This is a genomic window from Methylobacterium sp. Leaf466 (assembly GCF_001425565.1).
In the GTDB taxonomy this organism is placed as follows: Bacteria; Pseudomonadota; Alphaproteobacteria; order Rhizobiales; family Beijerinckiaceae; genus Methylobacterium.
The window spans coordinates 1-24,608 of the sequence record NZ_LMRC01000016.1; the positions used below are offsets into that span (position 1 = coordinate 1).

Here is a 24,608-nt window from a genome sequence, read left to right on the forward strand (position 1 = left end):
ATGGCCAAAGGCGCATAGACGATGGGAGTCGCCACGTGCGGTGAGGGTGAGACCGAAGTGCTCGACGCCCGCGAAGGCGGCGCCGTAGTTGGAGTTGTAGATGTTGAAAGCCCCGCCGTAGCCCGCCGCGAGCGAACCGCCGCTCGCCACGCCGCCGCCGACGCCGTAGCCGTTGTCGAAGGCCGACCAGTCCAGGATCAGCGTGTCGACGCCCGCCCCCATCCCGATGGTGTCGTTGCCRCCCGCGACCGTCACCCAATCGCTGCCGTCGCCGGTGGCGAGCGTGTCGTTGAGATCGAAGGCCAGCGTCGTGATCCGGTCMGCCSCCGCCCCGGTGGTCAGGTCGAGGGCCTCGATGCCCGCCACCGTGCCGGTGCCCAGGTAGCTCGCCTGCGTGCCCGCCCGGGTCAGGTCCAGCACCATCGCCTGTGCCGYCGTCATCGCCGACTTGTCGGACCGCCACCGGTCGGACGTCCCGGCACCGCCGTCGACGAYGTCGATGCCCTTGCCGGTGTCGAGGATGTCGTTGCCCGCGTTGCCCCGGGCGGTGTCGTTGCCGTCGCCCGTGACGATGGCGTCGCCCCGCGCCGTCAGCGTCAGGTCGAAGCGCTCGACGCCCGCGAAGGTGGCGCCGTAGTTCGAGTTGTAGACGCYGAAAGCGCCGCCGTAGCCGGCCACCAGCGAGCCGCCGACGGCCACGCCGCCGCCGACGCCGTAGCCGTTGTCGAAGGCCGACCAGTCCAGGATCAGCGTGTCGACCGTGCCCGCCGCGTTGCCGCCCAGGTCGATCCAGTCGTTGCCGCCCGCGATCCTGACGCTGTCGGCGCCGCCGTTGGTGGCGATCTGGTCGTTGTCGTCGCTGGCACGGGTGGTGATCACGTCGTTGCCGGCCCCCGACCTGAAGGGGTCGGCGCTGCCGTTGCCGAGGGTCTCGATGTCGCGCACCGTGGCCGTCTTGCCGTCGAYGACGTAGGTGCCCTGCAGGCCGACGAGCCTCAGGTCGAGGACGAGGGCCGCGGTCATGCCSGACTTGTCGGCCGACCAGGTATCGATCCCGGCCCCGCCGTCGACGGTGTCGGCGCCCTTGCCGGTGAACAGGTCGTCGGCGCCGCCGTTGCCGCGCACGATGTCGTCGCCGTCCCCGGTGGTGACCGCGTCCGCCACCGCCGTCAGCGCCAGGTCGAACCGCTCCACGCCGGTGAAGGTGGCGGCGTAGTTCGAGTTGTAGACGCTGAARGCCCCGCCGTAGCCCGCCGCCAGCGTCCCGCCCGTGATCCCGCCCCCGACCCCGTAGCCGTTGGCGTACGACGACCAGTCCAGGACCAGCGTGTCGAGGCCGGTCCGCCGTAGCCCGCCGCCAGCGTCCCGCCCGTGATCCCGCCCCCGACCCCGTAGCCGTTGGCGTACGACGACCAGTCCAGGACCAGCGTGTCGAGGCCGGCATCGGCGGTCAGCGTGTCCGAGCCGGTGCCGCCGTTGAGCCGGTCGTTGCCGGCGCCGCCGATGAGCGTATCGTTGGCGCTGCCGCCGGTGAGGTCGAAGCGCTCCACGCCGGTGAAGGAGGCCGAATAGAAGTACTCGGTCGAGCCGTGGTTCACCACGGTGACGGTGTGGGAATAGCTTTTGTAGGCCCCGTCGCCGCTGTCCCGGAAAATGGCGCTGGACGCCCGCGACCAGTCCATGACCAGCAGGTCGCCCGTGCCGGCACCGCCGTCGAAAGAGGCGCCGTAGGAGGTCGCGAGGTCGACCATCAGGGTGTCGTCGCCGCCCTTGCCCGCGAAATGCGTCGCGGTGCGCGCGAACGCCGGATCGGTGGAGGCCACGCCCGCGGCGTTGACCACCGTTCCGCGCACGTCGAGCAGGTCGTTGCCGTCGCCGGCCAGGAGGTCGATCGCCTCGATCGACGTCAGCCTGGTGCCGTTCGAGAGGGTGAGGGTGCCCCCGCCCTGAAGCTGCTGGAGGACGACGGTGTTGTTGCCGCTGCCCGAGAGGGCGACCAGCGCGCGATCGAAGCCCTCGCCGCCGTCGATGTCGTCGACCCCGCCGCCGCCGTTCAGGGTGTCGTCGCCGCGGTTGCCGATCAGGATGTCGTTCAGCCCGCCGCCGTTCAGGGCATCGTTGCCGGTGCCGCCGCTGAGGTGGAAGCGTTCGATCTCCTTGAAATACAGGGTCTGCCCGAAGGAGCCGAGGACATACCGCTCGGCCTGGCCGAAGGCGGTGGAATCGCTGGTGCCGAGCCCGACGTAGGTGATCGCGCTCGTGGCGGCCGACCAGTTCATCATCAGGAGGTCGGTGCCCGAGCCCCCGTCGACATGGTCCGCGTTGCCGTCGAGGTCGCTGATGGTGACGGTGTCGTCGCCGCCGTGGCCGAAGACGGTGTCGGCCCCGGTCCCCGGCGTGAGCACGTCGTTGCCGTCGGCGAAGGGATCGTCGTCGGAGGCCTTGGCCGTGCCGGCCTCGACCCGGTACAGGCGGACGTTGTCGATCAGGGTGCCGTGGGCGTCGCCGGTGCCGACCTCCTTGAAGGTGAGCCGGTTCTTGTCGGTCCCGGTCCCGGCGCCGCCGGTGAGGTCGATGTAGTAGACCAGGGTGGCCGTCCCCGGGTCGATGTAGTCCGTGGTGGCTGCGCCGATGGTCCAGTTGAGCTTCTGCGCCCCCCAGTAGACCTCGAGGCGCGCGTTCGCCGCCGTGCCGATCTTGCGGGCGTCGAAGGCGAGACGATAGAGCGCGCCGTCCTCGGCGCCCGCGATCGTCTGGGTGATCATGGCGTTCGTGTTGGCCTGGTTGCCCTCGAGGTCGACACCGTAGCGTCCCTCGGACGGCGTCCCGGCCGCGCCGCCGGTGAAGAGCTCGATCCCCGGTCCGGCCAGGCGCTGCCAGCCGTCGAGCGGAGCGTAATAGCCGTAGCCGTTGGCATCCATGGTCGGATCGGCGACCACCTCGAAGCCGCCGTTGACCACGAGGTTGCTGTCGCCGCCGTAGAGGACGTCGTCGCCGCCCGAGTCGGTGATGGTGTCGTTCCCGAGGCCGCCGCGCGCCACGTCGGTCCCGGCACCGAGGAAGACGGTGTCGTTGCCCTTGCCGGCGTCGATCGCGCTGCCCGACAGGGCGCCATAGCCCACGAGCCGGTCGTCGAGGCCGCTGCCGATCAGGTTCTCGATGGAGATCAGCCTGTCGCCGGCCGCATGACCGCCCGTGGGCGCGCGGTATTGCGCATCGCCCGGGAGCAGGGTGGCGCGGCTGAGGTCGACGTCGACGCCGACGTCCGAGGAGCGGTAGCTCGCGGTGTCCGCGCCTTCGCCGCCGTCGAGGGTATCGCCGCCGGCGCCGCCCTCGAGGACGTTGTCGGCGGCGTTGCCGGTGAGCGCGTCGGCACCGGCGCCGCCGACGGCATTCTCGATCAGGGATCGGACATCGCCGTCGTAGAGCAGCGCATTGGCGATGTTGCCGCGGGCGAAGTTGAGGGGGGCTCCGTCGTCGGCGATCCCGAGGTAGGCGCGCTGGGTGTTGCGGGCGGCCTCGCTGAGGGTCGTCCAGGCGCCGGGCCGCAGGTCGACGACGAGGGCCTGCGCGTAGTTCGAGAAGTCGTAGGTGTCGGTGCCGCCGCCGTCCCAGATCGTCTGGAAGATCATGTTCCGGGCCGGATCGGCGTCGTCGATCGGCACCCCGTCGATCGACATCCGGCCCGAGGTGAGGCTCCAGGTGTAGCGCGAGTCGCCTGCGTTGGTCGTGAAATCGGCGCCGTAGAGATACTGGAGCGCGGCGATGTCGTCCTGCATCAGGCCGATCGGATAGTCGGCGTCGTTGTACTTCGATCTCCCCTCCGGCCAGGTGTTGTAGGTCATGATCGAGTATTCTTGGCTGTCGTGATCGGTCGGCAGCTCGGGGAAGACTTCTGCGTGGGTGGTCTGGGCGGCGTGGCCGTGCTTCAGCCCGAGCGCATGCCCGATCTCGTGCGCGATGCCGGCGGCGTAGCCGAAGCTGCCGGGCGTGGGCGCGTTGTAGCTCGTCTTGTTGAACCAGGTGTCGCCGAAGGCGTAGGCCGGAAACCTGTCCGGATCGGGCGGGGTCGCCTCGGCCGAATTGTTCGATCCGCCCGGAACGTGGAGGGCGTCGCCCGTCCCGCTGTCGAGCGTATCCACCATCGCGAAGCGCAGGTTGGCGTTGGTGTCGGTCGTGAGGGTGAAGCCGAGGCCGGTGACCGCCGCGACGGTGTTCAGCAGCCGCGTCACCGCCGTCTGTTGGGCCGTATTGAACGCCTGGAAGCCGTTGACCGCCTCGTAGCCGTTGCTGATGTACTCCGCCGAACTCGTCGGGAACGAGTAGGTCAGCGTCGTGGGGGTCCATTTGTAGCCCCACAGCAACCCGTTGATGTCGCCGCTGTCGCCGGCCTTCTTGCTCACCGAGGCCGAGTTCGATGCGCCCGAACCGCCCGTCGCGCCGTCGATGTCGTGATCGAACGCCGTGTAGGACGGAGTTCCTTCGGTCAACGCACACACGTAGCACATGTCGGTTTTCCGATGATCTGGAGCGCGTCGTGCCGGGAGGCCCCGACCGGCGCATCGCCGGGGCGGCGTTCAAGTCTTGAAACGGTTCGGCGGATTGGGCGGCAAGCCGCTGAGTGAAATCCGTAAAAACGATAATCCTTTTTTAGCAATGACAATTGTGCAACGCAGTTCTCGGCAGCAATGCCGGCACACGAATGTTGCGCGATGACAATGGTACCGCCATCGTCCGTTTCAAAACCCGGCCTCGGGCGATCCGCAACGCGCAACCGTCCGGCCCGGCGCTCTTCGACACTGCATTCGGCTCGATGGTCCGGTGTCCGCCCCTCGCCTCGTGTTGCGACTCAGCGCAGGATCGCGACGTCGGGCGCCATCATGGGCCGGGGGACGGTCGGATCCTCTCGATCGGGGCGGCGACCACGCGGATCGGGGTGGGAAGACGGTGCGGCACGCCGCGATACGGACCCGGAAACGATGGTCGTGTCCGCAGTTACCGTCCAACCCTGGCCGCCCAACCTTGGCGCATCCTGTCCGGCGGATTGCGCCATCGGATGCAGAGGTACCGGTCAATGCGGGTTGTGATGCGCCGCCGGCCGGGGCGAGGCCGTCTCGGCTTCCCTGAACGAGGTGAAGCGGTCCAGCGCATCGAGGGGGACGTCGAGCGTGCAGCGAAGACCCTCCGGCTCGAACGCCAGGCGGACCGCCCCCCCGAGCTCCTGTGTGATGGCACCGGTGATCAGGCGGGTTCCGTAACCGCGCCGTCGCGGCTCCACGACCGAGGGGCCGCCGCTCTCGTGCCACCCCATCGCCAGCCGGCTGGCGCCGCTCTCGCCGGCGACGACGCGCCAGGCGATGTCCACCCGGCCCCCGGGGACGGAGAGCGCACCGTACTTGGCCGCGTTGGTCGTGAGTTCGTGCACCGTCATGCCGAGCGCCAGGACGTAGCGCGGGGGCAGGTCGAGGTCGGCCCCGTCCAGCCGGAAGCGGTCGGCCTGCCCCACCCGGAACGGCGCCAACTCGTTCTCGAGGACCGTGCCGAGCGAAGCCCCGGTCCAATCGTCCCGCGAGAGCAGGTCGTGCGTCTTGGACAAGGCGAGGATGCGCCCTTCGAGCTGTTCGTCCGACGGGTCGCCCCGGCGCGATTGACGGGCAAGGGACTGCACCGTGGCCAGGGTGTTGCGGACACGATGGTTGAGTTCGTGCAGCATCATCCTCTGTCGCTCCTGCAGCAGGTGGCTGCGGGAGATCTCGGAGCGCAGTTCGCTCTCGTGACGCTGGAGGGCGCTCGCCATGGCGTCGAATGCTTCGCCGAGCTGGCCGAACTCGGTCGGACCGGAGATGCCGGTCCGCGTGCCGAGATCCCCCGTCCGCCAGGCCGTCGCGGCCCCCAGCAGGCGGCGCACGGGGTCCTTGATGAAGGCACGCCCCGCCAGCAGGGCGGCCACCACGGCCAGGAGAGCACCGAGACCGATCAGGATCACGCCGCGCCGCGTCGCCGCGTCGATGTCGGCGAAAGCCGCCTGTGGCGAGAACCCGACGGCGACCGTCACCGAATCGAGGTCGTCCGGCGTCGCGGCCGCGATGCCGGTGATGCGCATGGTCCCGCGCAGGCCGGGCAGGTCGATGACCCTGCCGCGGTTCGCCGTGAGCGCCGACCAGAGATCGGACGGCAGGGTCTTGCCGACCCATTGCTCGTGGTCGGGCAATCGGATCACGATGGAGCCCTTCCGGTCGGCGACGGTCAGCGTCGCATCCGGCGGGAAGCCGGCCCGGGCCTGATGCGCGGCGAGATGGGTCAGGTCGATGCTGGCCAGGACGACACCCGCCGGGCGGTCGCCCGTCCCCGGAATGGCCTGTGCGAACTGCAACGTCGGCTTGGTGGTGATGCGACCGGTCACGAACTCGCCGATGGCAAAGCCGCCCGTGCGCATCGCATCCTGGAAGTAGCCCCGATCGGCCAGCCCGTAGGAACCACGGGCGGAACCGAGGGTATTGCAGACGATGCCGCCGTCGGCGTCGGCGACGCCGAAGAAGAACACGCCCGGCACCTTGCCGAGCAGGGTCTTCAGGTACGCCGTGCAGCTGGCCGGCTCCATGCCCCGGATCTCCGGCACCTCGGACAGCACGTCGAGGACCTGCCGGGTGCCGCGCCCGAACTGGCCGAGGTCGGCCGCGATGCTGCGGGCGACGCGCATCGCCTCGCCGCGGACGGCCTCGCCGCGCGCCGTGCGCAGCGCGTACTCGTTGTAACCCTGGATGGCCAACGCCGGCACGAGCGCCAGGGCCACGAGGCCCACGATCCGTTTGGTGAGCGACATCGAGAAACCGGTCCTATGTCACGGTTTCATCGGCGAGGATCGCGACCGGGCCGTCGCGACCGGGCCCGGCGCCCGGACCGGGAGCCGGCGACCACTGTCCCGAGGCCCGCTCAGGCGGCCACATCGTGCTGCTCCTGCATGGAGGCGAGGGCCACCTCCAGCCTGCAAACCAGGCCGGTGGGCAGGTAGGTGAGCCTGACCGCGCCGCCGGCCTCCGCGGCGAAGCTGCGTTCGATCAGGCGCGAGCCGAAACCGCGACGGGTCGGCTGCGCGAGGATGGGCGGACCGCCGTGCTCGGACCAGGTCAGGCAGAACCGCGGTGTCTCATCCTCGTGCGCGATGTGCCAGCGCAGGTCGACACCGCCGAGGTCGTTCGAGAGCGCCCCGTACTTGGCCGCATTGGTGGCGAGTTCGTGCAGGGCGAGCGCCAGGGACAAGGCCGGCTTGGCGGCGAGGTGGACGTTCGGGCCGCCGGTGCGGATGCGATGCGCCGCGCCGCCGCGATGCACCGCCAGCGCCCCGTCGACCACGTCGACGATGGGGGCCTGCGTCCAGCTCGACGCCGTGAGGATGTCGTGCGCGCGTCCCAGCGAGATCAGGCGGGCGGAGAAGGCGTCGCGCGAGGCCTCCATGTCGGTGGCGTCGCGGAAGGTCTGGCTGGCGATGGCCTGGACGAGGGCGAGGGTGTTCTTCACGCGGTGCTGCAACTCGCCGGTGAGCAGGCGCTGGTGCTCCTCGGCCCGCTTGCGTTCGGAGATGTCGAGCATCGCGCCGATCATCCGCACGGCGCGGCCCGCCCCGTCCCGGAGGACGTAGCCGCGGTCGAAGATGTCGGCGTAGGTCCCGTCCGCGCGCCGGAAGCGGTACTCCTCCGTCCAACCGGAGCCGGCCCCCTCGATCACGGTGTAGATGCCCTCCTTCACCCGCTCCACGTCCTCCGGATGGATGTGACCCTTCCACCAGGCGCCGCTCGGGCCGACCGCCTCGGGAGCGTAACCAAACAACGTCTGCACCGCCTCGTTCCAGAGAATGTGGTCGGTGCCGAGGTCCCAGTCCCAGATGGCGTCGTTGGTGGCACGGGCCGCGAGGCGGTAGCGCTCCTCGGTCTCGCGCAAGGTCCGTTCGGCCCGCCGGCTCTCGGTGACGTCGCGGGCCGTGCCGATGAGGCGTAGCGGCAGGCCGTCCTCGAACAGGGTCTGCCCCTTGGCGTAGACCCAGCGCTCGACCCCGTCCTCCGGGGCCACGGTGCGATAGGTGATGTCGTAGGTGCCGTCGCCGGCCGGATCGAGGGCGGCACGCACCGCCTCGTCGGCCCGGTCGCGATCGTCCGGGTGCAGGCGCGCCAGGTAGACGTCGAGGTCGACGGTTGCGTCCGGCCCGAGGCCGAAGAAGCTGCGGGTGCGGGTATCCCAGTTCAGCACGTTCGCGACGAGGTCGTAGTCGAACACGCCGGTCCCGGTCGCCTCGACGGCGAGGCGCAGCTGCTCGCGGGCCTTGCGAAGCTCGTCTTCGGCCTGCCGGCGGTCGTGGATGTCGCTGTTGCTGCCGAGCCAGCCGACGACGGCGCCGCTGCCGTCCCGCATCGGCTCGGCGCGGATCAGGAACCACCGGTAGGCCCCGTCGGCCCGTCGCAGGCGGGCCTCGGTGTCGTAGAGCCCCCCGCGTGCGCGGGCATCCTCCCAGCTCAGGAGCATGCCCGGCAGGTCGTCGGGATGGACCGCCTCGCCCCAGCCCATGGGCAGCGCCCGCTCCGGCGTCTGGCCGGTGTAGGCGTACCAGCGGTCGTTGAGGTAGCTCAGGCCGCCATCGGGATCGCCGAACCAGATGACGGTCGGCGCGAGTTCCGTCAGGGTCTGGAAGCGCGCCTCGGCGACCTTGCGCTCGTGGATGTCGAGCGAGGTGCCGATCCAGCTGCGCATGGTCCCGTCCGCCTCCCGCGCCGGACGGGCCCGGGACAGGAACCACCGGTACTGCCCGTCGCGACCCAGCAGCGGAAACTCGACCTCGTAGGGTCGTCCCGACGCCGCCGCCGCGAGCCAGGCACGCCGCGTGGCGTCGCGGTGGTCGGGGTGGATGACGGACATCCAGCTGGCCTCGCCGACCTCGCCCGCGGGCAGGCCGGTGTAATCGTACCAATAGGCGTTGCAGTAGGTGATGTTGCCCTGCGCGTCGCCGAACCAGACGACCTGCGGGCTGACCTCGACCAGCGAGCGGTAGCGCATCTCGCTCGCCTCGAGGGCGGCGCCCGCCTCGCGTTCGTCGGTCCGGTCGCGAAGGATCTTCAGGAAGCCCACGACACGGCCGTCGTCCGACCGCAGCGGCATGATCTCGCCGCTCGCCCAGAACCGGCTGCCGTCCTTGCGCAGGTGCCAGCGCTCGTCCGGGGCGCTTCCGTTCTCCAGCGCCAGCGCCATCTCGGTCTCGGGCCGCCGGACGGCGCGGTCCTCCGGCGTGAAGAACGTCGCGGCCGGGCGGCCGAGCATTTCGGTCTCGCTCCAGCCGAGCACGTTCTCGGCCCCTGTGTTCCAGCGTGTGACCCGCCCCTCGGGGTCGGTCGCGACGATGGCGTAGTCGATCGCGCTGTCGAGGATGCGTTCGTGAAGCAGGCGCTGCTCGGCCTGATCCCGCAACGAGCGGCGCAGCTCCATCTGCGCCATGGCCTGACGGGCGAGCCGAAGCAGGCCCTTGCGTTGCCGGTCGGTCAGTTCGCGGGGCGTGGTGTCGAGGACGCAGACCGTACCGATGGAGTGCCCCTCGGCGGTCTTCAGCAGGGCGCCCGCGTAGAAGCGTAGGCCGGGGGCGCCGGTGATCAGGGGGTTGCCCGCGAACCGCGGGTCGCGCGAGGCATCGGGCACGTAGAGGACGTCCTCCTGCAGCAGCGCGTGGCGGCAGAAGGCGTGTTCGAGGGGGGTCTCGCGCACGCCCAGGCCGACCTCGGCCTTGAAGAACTGGCGTCCGTCGCCGATCAGGTTGACCACGCCGATGGGGACGTCGCAGAGTTCGGCAGCCGCTTCCGCGATCTCGTCGAAATCGCTTTCCCGCGGGGTGTCGAGCATGCGGTAGCCGTCCAGGGCCCGGAGCCGTGCCGCCTCTTTGTCTCGGGTCGCGCTCATCCTGGCGTCACGCTCGCGGGCGGCCGATCGTTCCATTGCCGGGTCGCAGCATCGATGGCCTGGACGGCCTTGTGGCACAAGGGGAACGGCCCGTCGCAGGATGATTCGGTCCTGCGGGTGGATGCCCGCCGCCGGACCCGCGCGCGCCTGCCGGATGCAATCGGCCCGAGCTCTGCCGTCAGGTGTCATGCATCCGGTGGCTGTGGCATGCACAACCTTGAAGAACGCCCGCGAACCGGCGAAACAGGTCGCACCATTGAAGATGGATGCGACCATGGGCGGGAGGGGCGGTTTTCAGCCGATCGGGGCGATGTCCCTCGCCGTCGATCCGGCCCCGGACGTCGGCTCCGGTACCGCGTCCGGCCTCGTGGGTGATCCGCGCGGGGAGGCCGGCCCTCGGATCGCGCCGTGAGCGGCGGGACCTTCGAACCGGGGGAGGGCGTCCGGATCGCCTGTTCGGCGACGGAGCACGTCAGCCTCGCCTACTACGAGAACGCGGTTCCGGTGATCCGGGAGATCGTGGTCGCCAACGCCTCCGACCGGGATCTCGTCGACATCGAGGTGCGGATCGAGAGCCGGCCGGCGGTGGTGCGGCCGCTGACGCTGCGCATCGACCGGGTTCCGGCGGGCTCCAGCCATCACATCGAGACGCCGGACCTGCGCCTCGACGCGACGCTGCTCGCCGGCTTCACCGAGGCGAGCCGCCTCGAGCTGACGGCGGTGCTGGTGGAGGCGGGCACCGAGGGCGCCCGGACCGTGGCGGAGCTGCGCCTGCTGCCGCCCTCGCACTGGGGCGGCGGCGCCAGCGCGCCCGAACTGCTCGCCGCCTTCGTCCGGCCGAACGATCCGGCCGTCGACGTGGTCCTGCGCGATGCCGCGACCAAGCTCGCCGAGGCCGGCCGCGAGACCGGATTGAACGGCTACGCCGCCGCCCGCAAGGCCCGCGCCTGGGAACTCGCCGAGGCGATCTGGGCGGCGCTCGCCGACCGGGCCATCGCCTACGTGCTGCCGCCCGCGAGCTTCGAGCGGGCGGGGCAGAAGGTGAGGGGGCCCGGCGACGTGATCGAGCGCCGGGTCGGCACCTGCCTCGACCTTTCGCTGCTCTATGCCGCCTGCCTCGAGCAGGCGGGCCTCAACCCGGTGCTCGTGCTGACCGCCGGCCACGCCTTCGTCGGGGTGTGGCTGCGCGACGAGGATTTCGCGGGTGCCGCGATCGACGACATGCAGCTCCTGCGCAAGCGCCGCGACCTGCAGGACCTGATCCTCGTCGAGACGACGCTCCTGACCCGCCATCCGCCCGCGGCGTTCACGGCCGCGGTCGATCGGGGCGCCGCCCAGGTCGAGGACACGGCGCCCGCCGCCCTCGAGGTCGCCATCGACGTCCGGCGCTGCCGCCGCCGCGGCATCCGCCCGATGGACCTCGGCGAGGGCAGGGCCGCCCCCGTCGATCCCGCACCGGCGGCAAGGCTCCACCAGGCCCTGTCGGCCCCTCCGCCCTTCGACGAGGAGGGGCGCGCCCCCGCCGACGAGGCCCCGGAGACCCCGGTCGGGCGCATGGAGCGCTGGAAGCGCAAGCTGCTCGACCTGAGCGTGCGCAACAAGCTCCTGAACTTCAAGCCCGGCAAGGGCTCCGTCGTCCTCGAATGCGCCGCCCCCGGCGCCCTGGAGGACGGCCTGGCGGCCGGGCACGAGTACCGCCTCAGGCCCGTCTCCGACGTGCCGGCCGGGGCCGACGGGCGCGACGCCGGCCTCGACGCTCACCGCCATCTCGACGACGGCCGGCGCAGCGACATCGCCGCCGCCCTCGCACGGCGCGAGATCCACACGACCTCCACCGAGGCCGAGCTCGACCGGCGCCTGCTCGACCTCTACCGGCTGGCCCGCAACGGCTTCGAGGAGGGCGGGGCCAACATCCTGTTCCTGGCGATCGGTTTCCTGTCGTGGACCCGCAAGGAGGGCGAGGCCGTCTACCGCGCGCCGCTGCTGCTGGTGCCGGTCTCGCTCAAGCGCTCCAGCGTGCGCGCCGGCTTCCGGCTGGCGCTCCACGACGACGAGGTGCGGATCAACCCGACCCTGCTGGAGATGCTGCGCGAGGATTTTCGCCTGCGGATGCCGGACCTCGAGGGCGAGCTGCCGCGGGACGCCGCCGGCATCGACGTCGACGCCATCATCCGCAGCGTGCGCCGGCACGTGCAGGAGCTGCGCGGGTGGGAGGTGGTGCCGGAGGTGGTGCTCGCGGCCTTCTCCTTCACCAAGTACCTGATGTGGAAGGACCTGGTCGACCGGGCCGACCTCCTGCGACGCAACCCGGTGGTGCGCCACCTCATCGACACGCCCAAGCACGCCTACGGCGACGGCGCGCCCTTCCCCGATCCGACCCGCCTCGACCGGGACCACCCGCCCGAAACCGTGTTCGCGCCGCTGTCGGCGGATTCCTCGCAGCTCTCGGCGGTCCTGGCCGCCGCCCAGGGCCGGGACTTCGTGCTGTTCGGGCCGCCCGGCACCGGCAAGAGCCAGACCATCGGCAACATGATCGCGCAGTGCCTGGCGCAGGGGCGCACGGTGCTGTTCGTCTCGCAGAAGACGGCGGCGCTCGACGTGGTGCAGCGGCGCCTGCGGGAGATCGGGCTGGGCGACTACTGCCTGGAGGTCCATTCCACCAAGGCGCAGAAATCGGCGGTGCTCGGCCAGTTGCGCCGGGCCTGGCACGAGCGCGCGACGCCCTCGCAGGGTGCGTGGAACACCGCCGCGGGCGACCTCGCGCGCCTGCGGGAAGAGCTGAACGGCCTCGTGTCCGCCCTGCACCGGCGGCGGGAGAACGGGCTCTCGGCCTACGAGGGGTTCGGGCGGGTGATCGCGGCGGGTCCGGACGACGGGGGGCTGGCGCTCGCCTGGGACGACCATCGCGCGCACGACGGCGCGACGCTGGCGGACCTGCGCGCGGGCTGCCGCGACCTGCGCCCCGTCCTGGCCTCCGTCGGCTCCCTCGTCGACCATCCGCTGCAGGGGGTCGAGGCCACGCAATGGTCGCCGGTCTGGCGCGACGGCATGGCCGGCGCGATCAGGGCCGTCGAGGAGGCGCTGGCGGCGCTCTCGACGAGCGGGCGGGCGTTTGCCGAGGCGATCGGCCTTCCCTCCCTCCTGTCGACCCATGCCGGCACCCGCGGCCTCGTGGTGCTGGGCAATGTCCTGACCCGGCCGGAGGCGCGCTGCGGCGCCGCCTTCCTGGCCGACGGCACGGGCGACCTGCGCCGGGCCGTCGCCGCGCGCGAGCGCTTCCAGGACACCCGGGCCGAGTTGCGCGGCCGGCTCGCCGGACGCTACCGCCCCGGCATCCTCGACACGGACCTGCCGGGCCTGCTCGCCGAGTGGATCGCGGCTCAGGGGGCGAACTTCCTGGTCCGGGGCGGCCGGCTGAGGCGGGTGGTCCTGCAGGTGCAGCCCTATGCGGAGGGCGCCTTGCCCGACGACCTCGGGCCCGACCTCACCGGCCTGATCGACCTCGCGCGGCACGTCCGGGCCGGCTGCGCGCAGGACCCGGTTCTCGCCCGGCTCGGGGCGCCGTGGAGCGACGCCGAGCTGCCGGCGGCCGAGTTCCGGGCGGCGATGGCCTGGGCCGACAGGGTCGAACAGCTTCTCGACATCCTCGGGCCGCTGTCCCTCGGCGCCGAGGGCCTGCGCGGCCACCTCGCGCAGCTCGCCGAGCATCGGGCCAGGGCCCTGGCCGACGGGGGCCCCATCGCGCAGGCCTATGTCGCCTTCGGACAGGACCGCGCGCGGGCGGGCGAGGCGACGCGGGCGCTCAACCGGTTGGCAGGGCGCGCCGACCCCGAGGCGCCCCTGGCGGCGGAGACCGGCTGGATCGACGCCAGCATCGCCCTGGCCCGACGCTGGGCCTCCGGGCTGGGGCGGGCCCAGGGCTGGTGCGCCTGGCAGGCCGCCGCGCAGAACGCCCGCCGGATCGGCCTCGCACCCCTGGTCGAGGCGCTCGAGGAAGGCCGCGTCGCCCCCGACCGGGCCGAGGCGGCGTTCGAGACCGCCTATGCCCGCTGGTGGACCGACCGCGTCGTCAGCGACGACCCCATCCTGCGCAGCTTCCTGCCCGAGCGCCACGAGGACGCCATCGCCCGCTTCCGGGCGGCCGACGCGCGCCTCGGCGAACTCGCCAAGCAGGTCGTCCGCTCGCGTCTGGGCGGCGGCATTCCGGGGCCGACCGCCTTCGGGACCGACCCCGAATGGGGCACGCTCTCGCACGAACTGACGAAGAAGACCGCGCACATGCCCCTGCGCAAGCTGTTCGGGAGGATGCCGGGTGCGCTCACGAGGCTCACCCCCTGCGTGATGATGAGCCCGCTCTCGATCGCGCAGTACCTGCCGCCCGACAAGGAGCCCTTCGATATCGTCATCTTCGACGAGGCTTCGCAGATCTCGCCCTGGGACGCCGTGGGCGCCATCGCGCGGGGCCGGCAGGTCGTCATCGTCGGCGACCCCGAGCAGTTGCCGCCCACCAGCGTCGGCGACCGCGGCGTCGACGACATCGAGGACGGCAGCGACGTCATCGACCAGGAATCGATCCTCGACGAATGCCTGGCGGCCAACATCCCGCGGCGCACCCTCGACTGGCACTACCGCAGCCGCCACGAGAGCCTGATCGCCTTCTCGAACGCCCGCTACTACGGCGGGCGCCTCGTCACCTTCCCCTCGCCGGTGACCGACGACCGGGCGGTGCGCCTGACGCATGTGCCCGACGGCGTCTACGAGCGCGGCGCCGGCCGCGTGAACCGGCCGGAAGCCCGCGCCGTCGTCGCCGAGGTCGTGCGGCGCCTGCGCGAGCCCGACTTCGCGGGGCAGCGGCGCTCGCTCGGCATCGTCACCTTCAACGGCGAGCAGCAGCGGCTGATCGAGAACCTGCTCGACGAGCGGCGCCGCGCCGACCCGGAGCTGGAGCCGTATTTCGACCGTGACCGCTGGCACGAGCCGGTCTTCGTCAAGAACCTCGAGAACGTGCAGGGCGACGAGCGCGACGCCATCCTGTTCTCGGTGGCGGTGGGGCCGGACCAGGCCGGGCGGCCGGTGAGCACCGTGTCCTCGCTCAACAAGGACGGAGGGCACCGGCGCCTGAACGTCGCCATCACCCGCGCCCGGCGCGAACTCGTGGTGTTCGCCTCGCTGCGGCCCGAGCAGATCGACCTCGGCCGCACGCGGGCGCGGGGCGTGCGCGACTTCAAGCACTTCCTCGAGTTCGCCGACCGCGGCGTGCGGGCGCTCGCCGAGGCCTTCGCGCCCACGGGGGGCGACGTCGAATCGCCCTTCGAGGCCGCCGTCATGGCCGCCCTCCAGGCGAGGGGCTGGACCGTGCACACCCAGATCGGCGTGTCGGGCTTCCGGATCGACCTCGGCATCGTCCATCCCGACGCACCGGGCCGCTACCTCGCCGGCGTCGAATGCGACGGCGCGACCTATCACGGCTCGGCCACCGCGCGGGACCGCGACCGCCTGCGCGAGCATGTGCTGACCGACCTCGGCTGGCGCATCCGCCGGGTCTGGAGCACCGAATGGTGGACGGATGCGGCGGGCGCGCTGTCCAAGCTCGACCGGCGCCTGCGCGAGGACCTGGAGGCCGACCGCGCCCAGGCCGCCGCCTCGGCCCAGGTCGCCGCCTCGGCCCAGGTCGCCCCGCCAGCGCAGGAGGAGGCGGGCTTGGCCGACGCCGACGCGGTCCTCCCCTTGCCGGAGTCGGAGGCGGGTCCGGATGTCCCCGCCGACGATCCCCGGTCCGTGGAGGACCCCGTCGCCCACCGCCTCTACGCCGACCGGGACGGGGCGCCGGGCCCGACGCCGGAGCCGACCTACCGCCTGGCCGATCCGGCCGGCCTCGGCCTGCCGATCGCGCCGGCGCGGTTCTACGAGGCGTCCTACCGCGCCGTCCTGGCCGCGATCGTCGAGCACGTGGCGCGCGTCGAGGGACCGATCTACGAGGACGTCCTCCTGCGGCGCGTGGCGCGGGCGCACGACCTGCAGCGCGTCGGCCCCCTCATCCGCGAGGCCGTCCTCGACCGGATCGCCCCCTCCATCGCCCGCACCGAGGACGACGGCCGCCCCGTGCTGTGGCCCCCGCACGCGGAGCCGCGCGCGAGCCACCCCTACAGACCGTCGCCGGCTGGCCAGCGCAGCCATGGCGACACGCCGATGCCGGAACTGGTCGGGCTGGCGGGCACGCTCCCGGCCGGAGTCCCGGAGGCCGACCGCATCCGCCTGATGGCCCAGGCGATCGGCCTGTCGCGGGTCGAGGCGTCGACACGGGAGCGGTTCTCCCGTGCCTGCGCGCTCGCCGGGCAGCTCGCGTCGTCCCCGGAGACCGGGAACCCAGGCCGCGGCACCTGACGGGCGCCGTGGCGCGCCGCAGTCGCGCCGAATCTCCCTCTCCCGGCCATGATCCGGTCACCTTCGCGTCGGAAGGCGACGTGATTGTACGGGCAGGTGTCCTCGGGGTTGGCGCGACATCGGCGAGCCGAGCCCCCGAGGCCGTGCATGAACGCGCGTCGGGCGCGTGAGGATTGAGCGTATGACGAAGCGATCGACGATCGACCGGGCCGTCCGGTCCACCGGGCCCCTCGCGGCCCTGGCCCTGGCGATGCTGCCGGGAGCCGCCCTGGCCGTTCCGGCCGATCCGAGCGGAACTTGGCTCACCAAGGACGGGCGCGCCCGCATCCGCGTCGAGAAGTGCGGCCCGCAGGAAAAGAACATCTGCGGCTACGTGGTGTGGCTGAAGGTGCCCCTCAACGACAAGGGCCAGCCGCGGGTCGACTTCAAGAACCCGGACCCGAAGAAGCAGGCGCGACCCTCGCTCGGCCACCAGCTCATCATGGGTTTGAAGCCCAACGCAGATTCCCGCTTCGAGGGCAAGATCTACAATTCCGAAGAGGGCAAGTCCTACGACGTCACCATCTGGACCGAGGAGCGCAACGAGCTGTCGATCCGCGGCTGCATGCTGGCGATCCTGTGCGGCTCGGAGACCTGGATGCGGGTGAACGACGTGCTTCCGGGCCAGCTCACCGGACCCACCAACGGTCCGGGCGGCCCGCGGGCCGATGCCGAGTGGGCGCCCAAGGCCGGCCCGGCGACGGCCTCGGCGCCGGGCGTCACCACCGGCACCGCCAAGCCGGCGCCCAAGCCTGCACCCAAGCCGGCCGCCGCGCCGGCGGAGTGATCGGATCTCGTCCCATGTCCGGTCGATCACGTCGTGATCCGGACATGGGCTTCGCTCAGGCCCCGCGCGGGCTTCGTGATCCGGTTCCCGCTCGACTCAACCGGAAACCGGATCAGTCCACCAGGGCGGCGTAGGTCAGCACCCGCAACTCCCGTCTGATCGGCAGGGCCGAGGACGGGATGAGCTGGGCGAGGAGGACCACCGCGAGGTCCTCCCGCGGATCGACCCAGAAGGCGGTGCTGGCGAGCCCGCCCCAGGCCACCTCGCCGGGGGTGCCGACGATCTGGGCGCGGGCCGGATCGAGCATCACCGAGAACCCGAGCCCGAAACCGATGCCGGTGTAGGACGATTCGGAGAACCGCGGCTGACCCATCGCGGCAAGATCGCCGTCCAAGTGGTTGCTCAGCATGAGCTCCACGGTCTTGCGGCCCAGGAGCCGGACCCCGTCGAGTTCGCCGCCGCGCAGCAGGAACCGGCAGAACCGCATGTAGTCCGCCGCCGTCGAGACGAGGCCGCCGCCCCCCGAGGCGAGGGCGGGCGGTCTCGTGAACCGGCTCTCGACGCTGTCGTCGTAGAGCTTCAGCTTGCGGTCGCGGAACAGGCTGTAGTTGGACGCGAACCGCGCCAGCTTGCCCGCGGGCACGTGGAAATCGGTATCGACCATCCCGAGGGGGGCGATCACCCGCTCGCGCAGGACGTCGCCGAACTCCCGCCCCGCGATCACCGCGACGAGGTGGCCGAGCACGTCGGTGGCCACCGAGTAGTTCCATTCCGCACCGGGCTGGGCCAGCAGCGGCTGGCTCGCCGCCCGGCGCACCACCTCGGCCAGGCTCGCCTCCTGGTTCTCGCCGAAATCGACCCCGTTCTGGCGGTAGAGGGCGTCCACCAGCGTCGCCTCCATGAAGCCGTAGGTCAGGCCCGAGGTATGGGTGAGGAGGTCGCGGATGGTGATCGGGCGGGCGGCGGGCTCGGTGTCCCATTTCGCGCGGCTACCGCCGGTGAGCACCCGCATGTCGGAAAACTCCGGCAGGAAGCGGGTGACGGGATCGTCGAGCTGGAACCGACCCTCCTCGTAGAGCATCATCACCGCCACCGAGGTCAGCGGCTTGGTCATCGAGTAGATGCGCACGATGGTGTCGGCATCGAACGGCTTGTCCCGCGCCAGGTCGGCCTTGCCGTGGGCGCGGAAGAAGGCAGTGCGCCCGCGCCGGGCCACGCTCACCGAGAGGCCGGCGAGGCGCCCGTCGTCGACGAGGCGGCGCATCCAGCCGTCGATCCGCTCCAGGCGCTCGGGGCACAGGCCGACCGCGGTCGGGTCGGTCACGCTCACGTCCTGCATCCCATCGCCCCGTCGCCCTGCCTGCCGCGTGGAGAGGGCCGGGAACGCGGCCTCACCACCCCATCGTTCCCGGGCCGCCCTTGAACGGTCCGCGGATCGCGCGCGTGATCCAGCCGCCATAGAACCCGCCGGGCTGGGGCACCACCCGTTCGTCGTCGACGTAGCAGGCGTCCATCGCGCCGGCATAGACCGCGACGTAGTTCGCGATCGGCCGGAAGCCGGGCGTCGGGTCGGGATAGGCCCAGGCCGCCCCTTGCGCGACGCGCCCGCCGGCGGTGAGATCGAACAGCACCGCGCGGCCCTTCCATTCGCAGATCCCGGCCCGCCGCGGCGGCCCGAGGAGGCCGGGCACCAGGGCGGAGGGCGGACAGTAATAGGTCGGCGGGTGGCTCGTCTCGAGGACGCGGAACCCCTCGCGGGTGTCGGCCACGGTCAGGCCGGCGAAGACCACGCGCAGGCGCTGGCGCACCGGCTCCAGGCGCGGCGGGCGGGGATAGTCCCAGACGCTCTCCTCCTCGGGACCGGCGGGATCGGGGCTCGGGTGCATGGCGTCGTCCTCGTGGCGCGAGATGGGGAATCCGGGGCCGGACGCAGGGCGTCCGGGAAGGGGAGATAGCGCGCGCCGGCGCCCGCAAAAGCGTTTGCCGGCACTCCCCGCCATGGTAGCGCAGGGCCGCGACAGACCGGAGGCCGCCCCCCGTGACCGAGCCCGCCCTCTTCCTCGACTTCGACGGCACCCTCGTGGAGATCGCGCCCACGCCCGATCAGGTCCGGGTCGATCCGCCCCTGCCCGCCGCTCTGGCGCGGCTGCGCGAGCGGCTCGGGGGGGCGCTCGCCATCGTCACCGGCCGGTCGATCGGGGTGATCGACGGGTTCCTGGCGCCCGAGCGCTTCGACGTCGCCGGGCTCCACGGGGTCGAGACGCGCTTTCGCGGCGAGGTCGGCGGCGGCCGGCGGGAGGACCATCCGGCCCTGCGCGCCCGGATCGACGACCTTCACGCGGCCCTCGACCCGCTGCCGGCGGTCCTGATCGAGGACAAGGGCGCCTCGGTGGCGGTGCACTGGCGCCTGGCGAGCCCCGCCGACGCCGAACGCGCGCGCGGGGTCGTCGAGGCGGCCGCCGCCGCCCTCGGCGAGGCCTACAGGCTGCAGCTCGGCAAGGCGGTGGGCGAGATCGTGCCGGCCTCGGCCACCAAGGGGGCGGCGATCAGGGGCCTGTCGGCCCATGTCCCCTACGCCGGGCGCCGGGCGATCTTCCTCGGCGACGACCTCACCGACGAGCGCGCCTTCGCCACCGTCAACGCCGACGGCGGCGTCAGCGTGCGCATCGGCCCGGCCGAGACCATCGCCACCCGCCGGCTCGCCGACCCGGCGGCGGTGCGGGCCTTGCTCTACGCCTGGGCGGACGGGGCGCCGATCGACCCGGACGCCCTGCCGCCGGCCTGAGGCCCGATCCGCTCCGCGAAACCAGAGACATGTCCATGGAAGACGGTCCTATGGAAGACACGCCCATGTTCGAGTTCCCGGTCCTCGTCGGCGACATCGGCGGCACCAATGCGCGGTTCGGGGTGGTGCCCGAGGCGGGGGCGCCGCCGCGCCTCCTCGCCCATCTCGAGACAGCCGCCTTCCCGGACCCCAGCGCCGCCATCCGCGCCGCCCTCGGCCGCCACGACGGCGCGCCGCCGCGCTCGGCCATCCTGGCGGTGGCCGCCCGGGTCGACGGGCCGGAGGTGCGCCTCACCAATGCCGCCTGGGTCATCGCCGGCGCCCGGATCGGGGCCGATTTCGGCCTGTCGCGGGCGGTGGTGGTCAACGACTACGTGCCGGTGGCCGCCGGGGCCGCGAGCATTCCCCCGGACGCGCTCACGGTCATCGGGCCGCACGGCCTGTCGGATTCGGGCGCCCGCCTGGTGCTCGGCCCGGGGACGGGCTTCGGGGCGGCCGCACTGATCCCCTATGCGGACCGCCTCGCCATCGTCTCGACGGAGGCCGGCCATACCGAGCTCGGCCCCGCCGACGACGAGGAGATGGCGATCTGGCCGGCGCTGGAGCGGGTCGGCGGGCGCGTCACCGTCGAGACCCTGCTGTCGGGCCCGGGCCTCGTGCGCCTGGACCGGGCACTGCGTCAGGTACGGACGGGGCAGGCGGGCCCGCCCGGCGACCCCGCCCTGATCACCGAGCGGGGCCTGACGGGGGCGGACCCGGATTCCGCGGCGGCGCTGCGTCTCTTCGCCAAGCTGCTTGGCCGGGTCTGCGGCGACCTCGCCCTGACCTTCCTGGCCACCGGCGGCGTCTATATCGGCGGCGGCATCGCCCCACGGATCGTCGCCGTGCTGCGGCAGGGCGGCTTTCGCGACGCCTTCGAGGCCAAGAGCCCCTACGTGGCGCAGATGCGGGCCATCCCCACCAGCGTCATCGCCGTCCAGGACCCCGCCCTGACGGGTCTCGCCGCCCTGGCGAGCCGGCCGGAGGTGTTCGTCTACCACGGCCAGGTCTGGCGGCGGGGGTGAACGGGCACCGCGAACCGTCTGGACTTTCGCCGCAAAACGCCGCCCGGGCCCGGCGCCGGTAGCACTTCTTAAGGAGGTTGCGTCGAAGCTCCGCGCAACCTTCGGGATGGGCGATGTTCACCAACGTGTCGATGGAAAGAGCCCGGGTGGCGGCCGACTGGTTCTGGGAAACCGATGCGGACGGCCGCCTGACCTACGTCTCGCCCGAGGCCGAGGCCGCCTTCGGCCTGACGGCGGCGGCGCTGCTGGGGCGGACGCACGCCTCGCTGGCCACCGAGGCCCCCGCCTGGGCAGCCGACGGACGGATCAGGACCCTCTCCTATCCCTACGCGCATCCCGACGGGCGGCTGCGCCGGGTCAGGATCGCCTGCGAACCGCGCCTCGATACGGACGGGCGCCGGCTCGGCCATCGCGGCGTCGGCACGGCCTGCGATGAGGCGGCCGCCGACCCGCTGGAGGCCCACGCCGGGCTGTTCGAACAGAACCGGCGCTTCGACGCCGCCCTGGAGAACATGAGCCAGGGCCTGTGCATGTTCGACCGCGAGCAGCGCCTGGTCGTGTTCAACGGACGCTATTGCGAGATCTTCGGCCTGCGGCCCGGCGACCTGCGCCTGGGCATGACGCAGCGGGAGATCATCGCGCTCTTGTTCTCGCGCAACTGCTACCACCCCGACACCACCATCGACGGGCTCCAGGCCAGCGTGCAGGCCGCGGTCCAGGCCGGGGGCGGCCACGACGTCCATCGCACCCTGGCCGACGGCCGCATCGTCGCCGTCTCGCACCGGCCGATGGCCGGCGGCGGCTGGGTGGCGACCTTCGAGGACGTGACGCACCGCCAGGAGAGCGAGGCGCGCATCGCCCACCTGGCCCGGCACGACGCCCTGACCGACCTCGCCAATCGCTCGGCCATCCAGGAGACCGCCTACAGCCTGGCCGACACGGTCCGGGGCAGGGAGCGCAGGCTGGCGGTGTTCGCCCTGAGCCTGCGCCGGTTCAAGTTCGTCAACGAAGGCCTCGGGATCCCGATCGGCGACCTGCTCCTGTGCGAGGTCGCCGATCGGTTGCGCGCGCTGTCCCCGGGGGTCGACACCGTGGCCAGGGTCACGGGCGACGAGTTCATGGTCGTCGGGACCGTCGGCGACGAGGCCGAGGCCTTCGCCATGGGCGAAGACCTCGTCGCGGGCGTGCAGGCCCCGGCCTCCATCGCCGGGCAGACGGTCAGCGTGGGGGTGAGCCTCGGCATCGCCCTGTGGGACGGGCAGGAGCCGAACATCGGGCTCGTCATCAAGAGCGCCGACCTCGCCCTCGACCATGCCAAGGCCGAGGGGGCCGGCACGGTGCGCCTGTTCGTTCCGGAGATGGACGAAGCCGCGCGCCGGCGCCGGACCCTGGAGCGGGACATCGCGGCGGCGTTCGCGCTCGGACACTTCGAGGTGCACCACCAGCCGATCCTCTCCGTCGCGAGCCGCGGCATCGTCGGCCTGGAGGCACTGGTGCGTTGGCGCCATCCCACCCGGGGCCTGATCAGCCCGGGCGTCTTCATCCCCGTCGTCGAGGAGACGGGACTGATCGTGCCGCTGGGCGAATGGGTGCTGCGCCAGGCCTGCCGCGACGCGGCGAACTGGCCGGAGGAGACGAGCGTCGCCGTCAACGTCTCGGCGGTGCAACTGCGCCAGGGCGACTTCTGCCGGGTCGTGAAGGCGGTGCTCGCCGAGACCGGACTGTCCCCGCACCGGCTCGAACTCGAGATCACCGAGAGCGTCCTCCTCGACGACAGCGGCGCCAACCTCGCGACCCTGCACCGCCTGCGCGCGGCCGGCATCAAGATCTCGATGGACGATTTCGGCACGGGCTATTCGAGCATCAGCTACCTGCGCCGGTTCCCGTTCGACAAGATCAAGATCGACCAGTCCTTCGTGCGCGACGCCTCGCGCAACGCCGACGCGCTGGCCATCGTCCAGGCGATCATCGGGCTCGGCGCCAGCCTCGGCATCCGCACGCTGGCGGAAGGCATCGAGACCGAGGAGCAACTCGCCATCGTCAAGGCGGAGGGCTGCGACGAGATGCAGGGCTTCCTGTTCAGCGCGGCCCGGCCGGCCGCCGAGATCGACGCCCTGTTCGCGTCTGGCGGCCGCGCGACGCGGGCGGCCTGAGGCCGGCCTCATACATTTCCGGTTGATCACTTCGTGATGCGGAAATGGGCTTCGCTCAGGCGCCGCGCGGGCTTGCTGATAAGGTCACCGCTTTCATCAAGCGGAGACCTTATCAGATCCCGTCCCCGGCGAGCTCGCGGGCCACGGCGCGCCGGCCGATGTCGCGGCGGCAGAACCCCTCCGGCCAATCGATCCGGCCGATGGCGGCATAGGCCCTGGCCTGCGCCTCCAGCATGGTGGCGCCCAGCGCCGTCACCGCCAGGACGCGGCCGCCTTCGGCCAGGAGCCGGCCGTTCTCCAGGCGGGTTCCGGCATGGAAGACGACGACGTCGGGATCGTCCCGCAGCGCCTCGACGCCACGGATCTGCGAGCCCCGCACCACCGTGCCGGGATAGCCGGCCGCCGCCATCACCACCGTGAGGGCGGCCCGGTGGCGGTCGAAGGCGATCTCGACGCCTGAGACGTCGCCGTCGCAGGCGGCCACCAGGGCCGGCACGAGGTCGCTCGTGAGGCGCGGCATCAGCACCTGCGCCTCGGGATCGCCGAAGCGGGTGTTGTACTCGATGAGCTTGGGGCCCTCGGCCGTGAGCATCAGCCCGGCGTAGAGGATGCCGACGAAGGGGGTGCCGCGGTCGCGCATGCCGTCCAGCGTCGGGGCGACGATCGTCTCCATCACCTCCCGCTCCACGGCGGGCGTGAGGACGGTGGCGGGAGAATAGGCGCCCATGCCGCCGGTGTTGGGGCCGCGGTCGCCGTCGAACGCACGCTTGTGGTCTTGGGCGGTGCCGATCGCCACCGCCCGGGTGCCGTCGCACAGGGCGAAGACGCTCGCCTCCTCCCCGAACAGGCATTCCTCGATGACGATCTCGGCGCCTTCGTCGGCGAGCATGGCCAGGACCGCGGCGCGGGCCTGCTCCATCGTCTCGGCGACCACCACGCCCTTGCCCGCGGCGAGCCCATCTGCCTTGACCACGATCGGAGCGCCGCGCGCGGCGAGATAGGCGAGGGCGGGGTCGATTTGCGTGAACCGGGCGAAGGCGGCCGTGGGGATGCCGCGCTCGGCGCACAGGTCCTTCGTGAACCCCTTCGAGCCTTCGAGGCGCGCCGCCGCCCGGCTCGGCCCGAAGGCGCGGATGCCAGCGGCCTTCAGGTCGTCGACGAGACCGGCCACGAGGGGCACCTCCGGCCCGATCACCACGAGGCCGATGGCCTCGGCTTGGCAGAAGCCGAGGATGGCGGCATGATCGGACACGGTCAGGCCGGGCCGATTCTCGCCCACGGTGGCGGTACCGGGATTGCCCGGCGCCGTGAACAGGCGCTCGCACAGCGGGCTCTTGGCCAGGGCCAGGGCCAGGGCGTGCTCGCGCCCGCCCGAACCGATCAATAGGATGTTCATGAGCTCGAATGGTCTCCCGATCGGTTCGGAGGTCCCGGCACCACCGGCGCGGCCTCGTCCCGCC

Annotated in this window: 12 protein-coding genes; 5 read left to right on the plus strand and 7 right to left on the minus strand. The window is 72.1% G+C overall.

Annotated features, from left to right (window positions below; all coding sequences use genetic code 11):
• The 4 genes from ASG59_RS08655 to ASG59_RS08670 form a co-directional block, all read right to left on the minus strand.
• On the minus strand, positions 1-1,194 hold a 1,194-nt coding region (locus ASG59_RS08655; RefSeq protein ID WP_162245437.1), incomplete at its 3' end, for a calcium-binding protein.
• Positions 1,170-4,490, minus strand: coding sequence for a M10 family metallopeptidase (locus ASG59_RS08660; protein ID WP_162245438.1), 3,321 nt, complete (start codon positions 4,488-4,490; stop codon positions 1,170-1,172). The genes ASG59_RS08660 and ASG59_RS08655, both read right to left, overlap by 25 nt.
• A gap of 581 nt (positions 4,491-5,071) precedes the next feature.
• On the minus strand, positions 5,072-6,823 hold the full coding sequence (locus tag ASG59_RS08665; RefSeq protein WP_056408270.1) for an HWE histidine kinase domain-containing protein: 1,752 nt from the start codon (positions 6,821-6,823) through the stop codon (positions 5,072-5,074).
• 110 nt (positions 6,824-6,933) lie between these two features.
• Positions 6,934-9,936, minus strand: a complete 3,003-nt coding sequence (locus ASG59_RS08670; protein WP_156399172.1) for a PAS domain S-box protein — start codon at positions 9,934-9,936, stop codon at positions 6,934-6,936.
• A gap of 408 nt (positions 9,937-10,344) precedes the next feature.
• Here ASG59_RS08670 and ASG59_RS08675 point away from each other — a divergent pair, with 408 nt between their 5' ends.
• Both ASG59_RS08675 and ASG59_RS08680 read left to right on the plus strand, forming a co-directional pair.
• Positions 10,345-16,320, plus strand: coding sequence for a DUF3320 domain-containing protein (locus ASG59_RS08675; protein ID WP_056408277.1), 5,976 nt, complete (start codon positions 10,345-10,347; stop codon positions 16,318-16,320).
• A gap of 181 nt (positions 16,321-16,501) precedes the next feature.
• Positions 16,502-17,146, plus strand: a complete 645-nt coding sequence (locus ASG59_RS08680; protein ID WP_056287158.1) for a DUF2147 domain-containing protein — start codon at positions 16,502-16,504, stop codon at positions 17,144-17,146.
• A 112-nt stretch (positions 17,147-17,258) separates the two neighbouring features.
• On the opposite strand, the gene ASG59_RS08685 is transcribed toward ASG59_RS08680, so the two are convergent.
• A complete protein-coding gene (locus ASG59_RS08685) occupies positions 17,259-18,485 on the minus strand; it encodes a serine hydrolase domain-containing protein (RefSeq protein WP_055882048.1) in 1,227 nt (408 codons plus the stop codon).
• Positions 18,486-18,537: 52 nt separating this feature from the next.
• On the minus strand, positions 18,538-19,032 hold the full coding sequence (locus tag ASG59_RS08690) for a DUF427 domain-containing protein (protein ID WP_056408279.1): 495 nt from the start codon (positions 19,030-19,032) through the stop codon (positions 18,538-18,540).
• Positions 19,033-19,184: 152 nt separating this feature from the next.
• On the opposite strand from ASG59_RS08690, the gene otsB reads away from it, so the two are divergent.
• The 3 genes from otsB to ASG59_RS08705 all read left to right on the plus strand — a co-directional run bounded on the left by otsB (position 19,185) and on the right by ASG59_RS08705 (position 23,148).
• Positions 19,185-19,931: a trehalose-phosphatase gene (gene otsB / locus ASG59_RS08695; protein WP_055882040.1), complete on the plus strand. Its 747-nt coding sequence runs from the start codon at positions 19,185-19,187 to the stop codon at positions 19,929-19,931.
• A 65-nt stretch (positions 19,932-19,996) separates the two neighbouring features.
• A complete protein-coding gene (locus tag ASG59_RS08700) occupies positions 19,997-20,995 on the plus strand; it encodes a glucokinase (protein WP_055882108.1) in 999 nt (332 codons plus the stop codon).
• A 113-nt stretch (positions 20,996-21,108) separates the two neighbouring features.
• Entirely contained in the window at positions 21,109-23,148 is a 2,040-nt protein-coding gene (locus tag ASG59_RS08705; RefSeq protein WP_056408281.1) for an EAL domain-containing protein, read from the plus strand.
• A 112-nt stretch (positions 23,149-23,260) separates the two neighbouring features.
• Here ASG59_RS08705 and purD read toward each other — a convergent pair whose 3' ends face one another.
• A complete protein-coding gene (gene purD, locus ASG59_RS08710) occupies positions 23,261-24,544 on the minus strand; it encodes a phosphoribosylamine--glycine ligase (RefSeq protein WP_056408286.1) in 1,284 nt (427 codons plus the stop codon).
• Between the last annotated feature and the right edge of the window lie 64 nt (positions 24,545-24,608).

Coding starts and splice junctions, on each gene's coding strand:
- ASG59_RS08665 (WP_056408270.1), bottom strand. CDS start 6,823: ATGTCGCTCACCAAACGGATCGTGGGCCTCGTGGCCCTGGCGCTCGTG.
- ASG59_RS08670 (WP_156399172.1), bottom strand. CDS start 9,936: ATGAGCGCGACCCGAGACAAAGAGGCGGCACGGCTCCGGGCCCTGGAC.
- ASG59_RS08680 (WP_056287158.1), top strand. CDS start 16,502: ATGACGAAGCGATCGACGATCGACCGGGCCGTCCGGTCCACCGGGCCC.
- ASG59_RS08685 (WP_055882048.1), bottom strand. CDS start 18,485: ATGCAGGACGTGAGCGTGACCGACCCGACCGCGGTCGGCCTGTGCCCC.
- ASG59_RS08690 (WP_056408279.1), bottom strand. CDS start 19,032: ATGCACCCGAGCCCCGATCCCGCCGGTCCCGAGGAGGAGAGCGTCTGG.
- ASG59_RS08700 (WP_055882108.1), top strand. CDS start 19,997: ATGTTCGAGTTCCCGGTCCTCGTCGGCGACATCGGCGGCACCAATGCG.
- ASG59_RS08705 (WP_056408281.1), top strand. CDS start 21,109: ATGTTCACCAACGTGTCGATGGAAAGAGCCCGGGTGGCGGCCGACTGG.
- purD (WP_056408286.1), bottom strand. CDS start 24,544: ATGAACATCCTATTGATCGGTTCGGGCGGGCGCGAGCACGCCCTGGCC.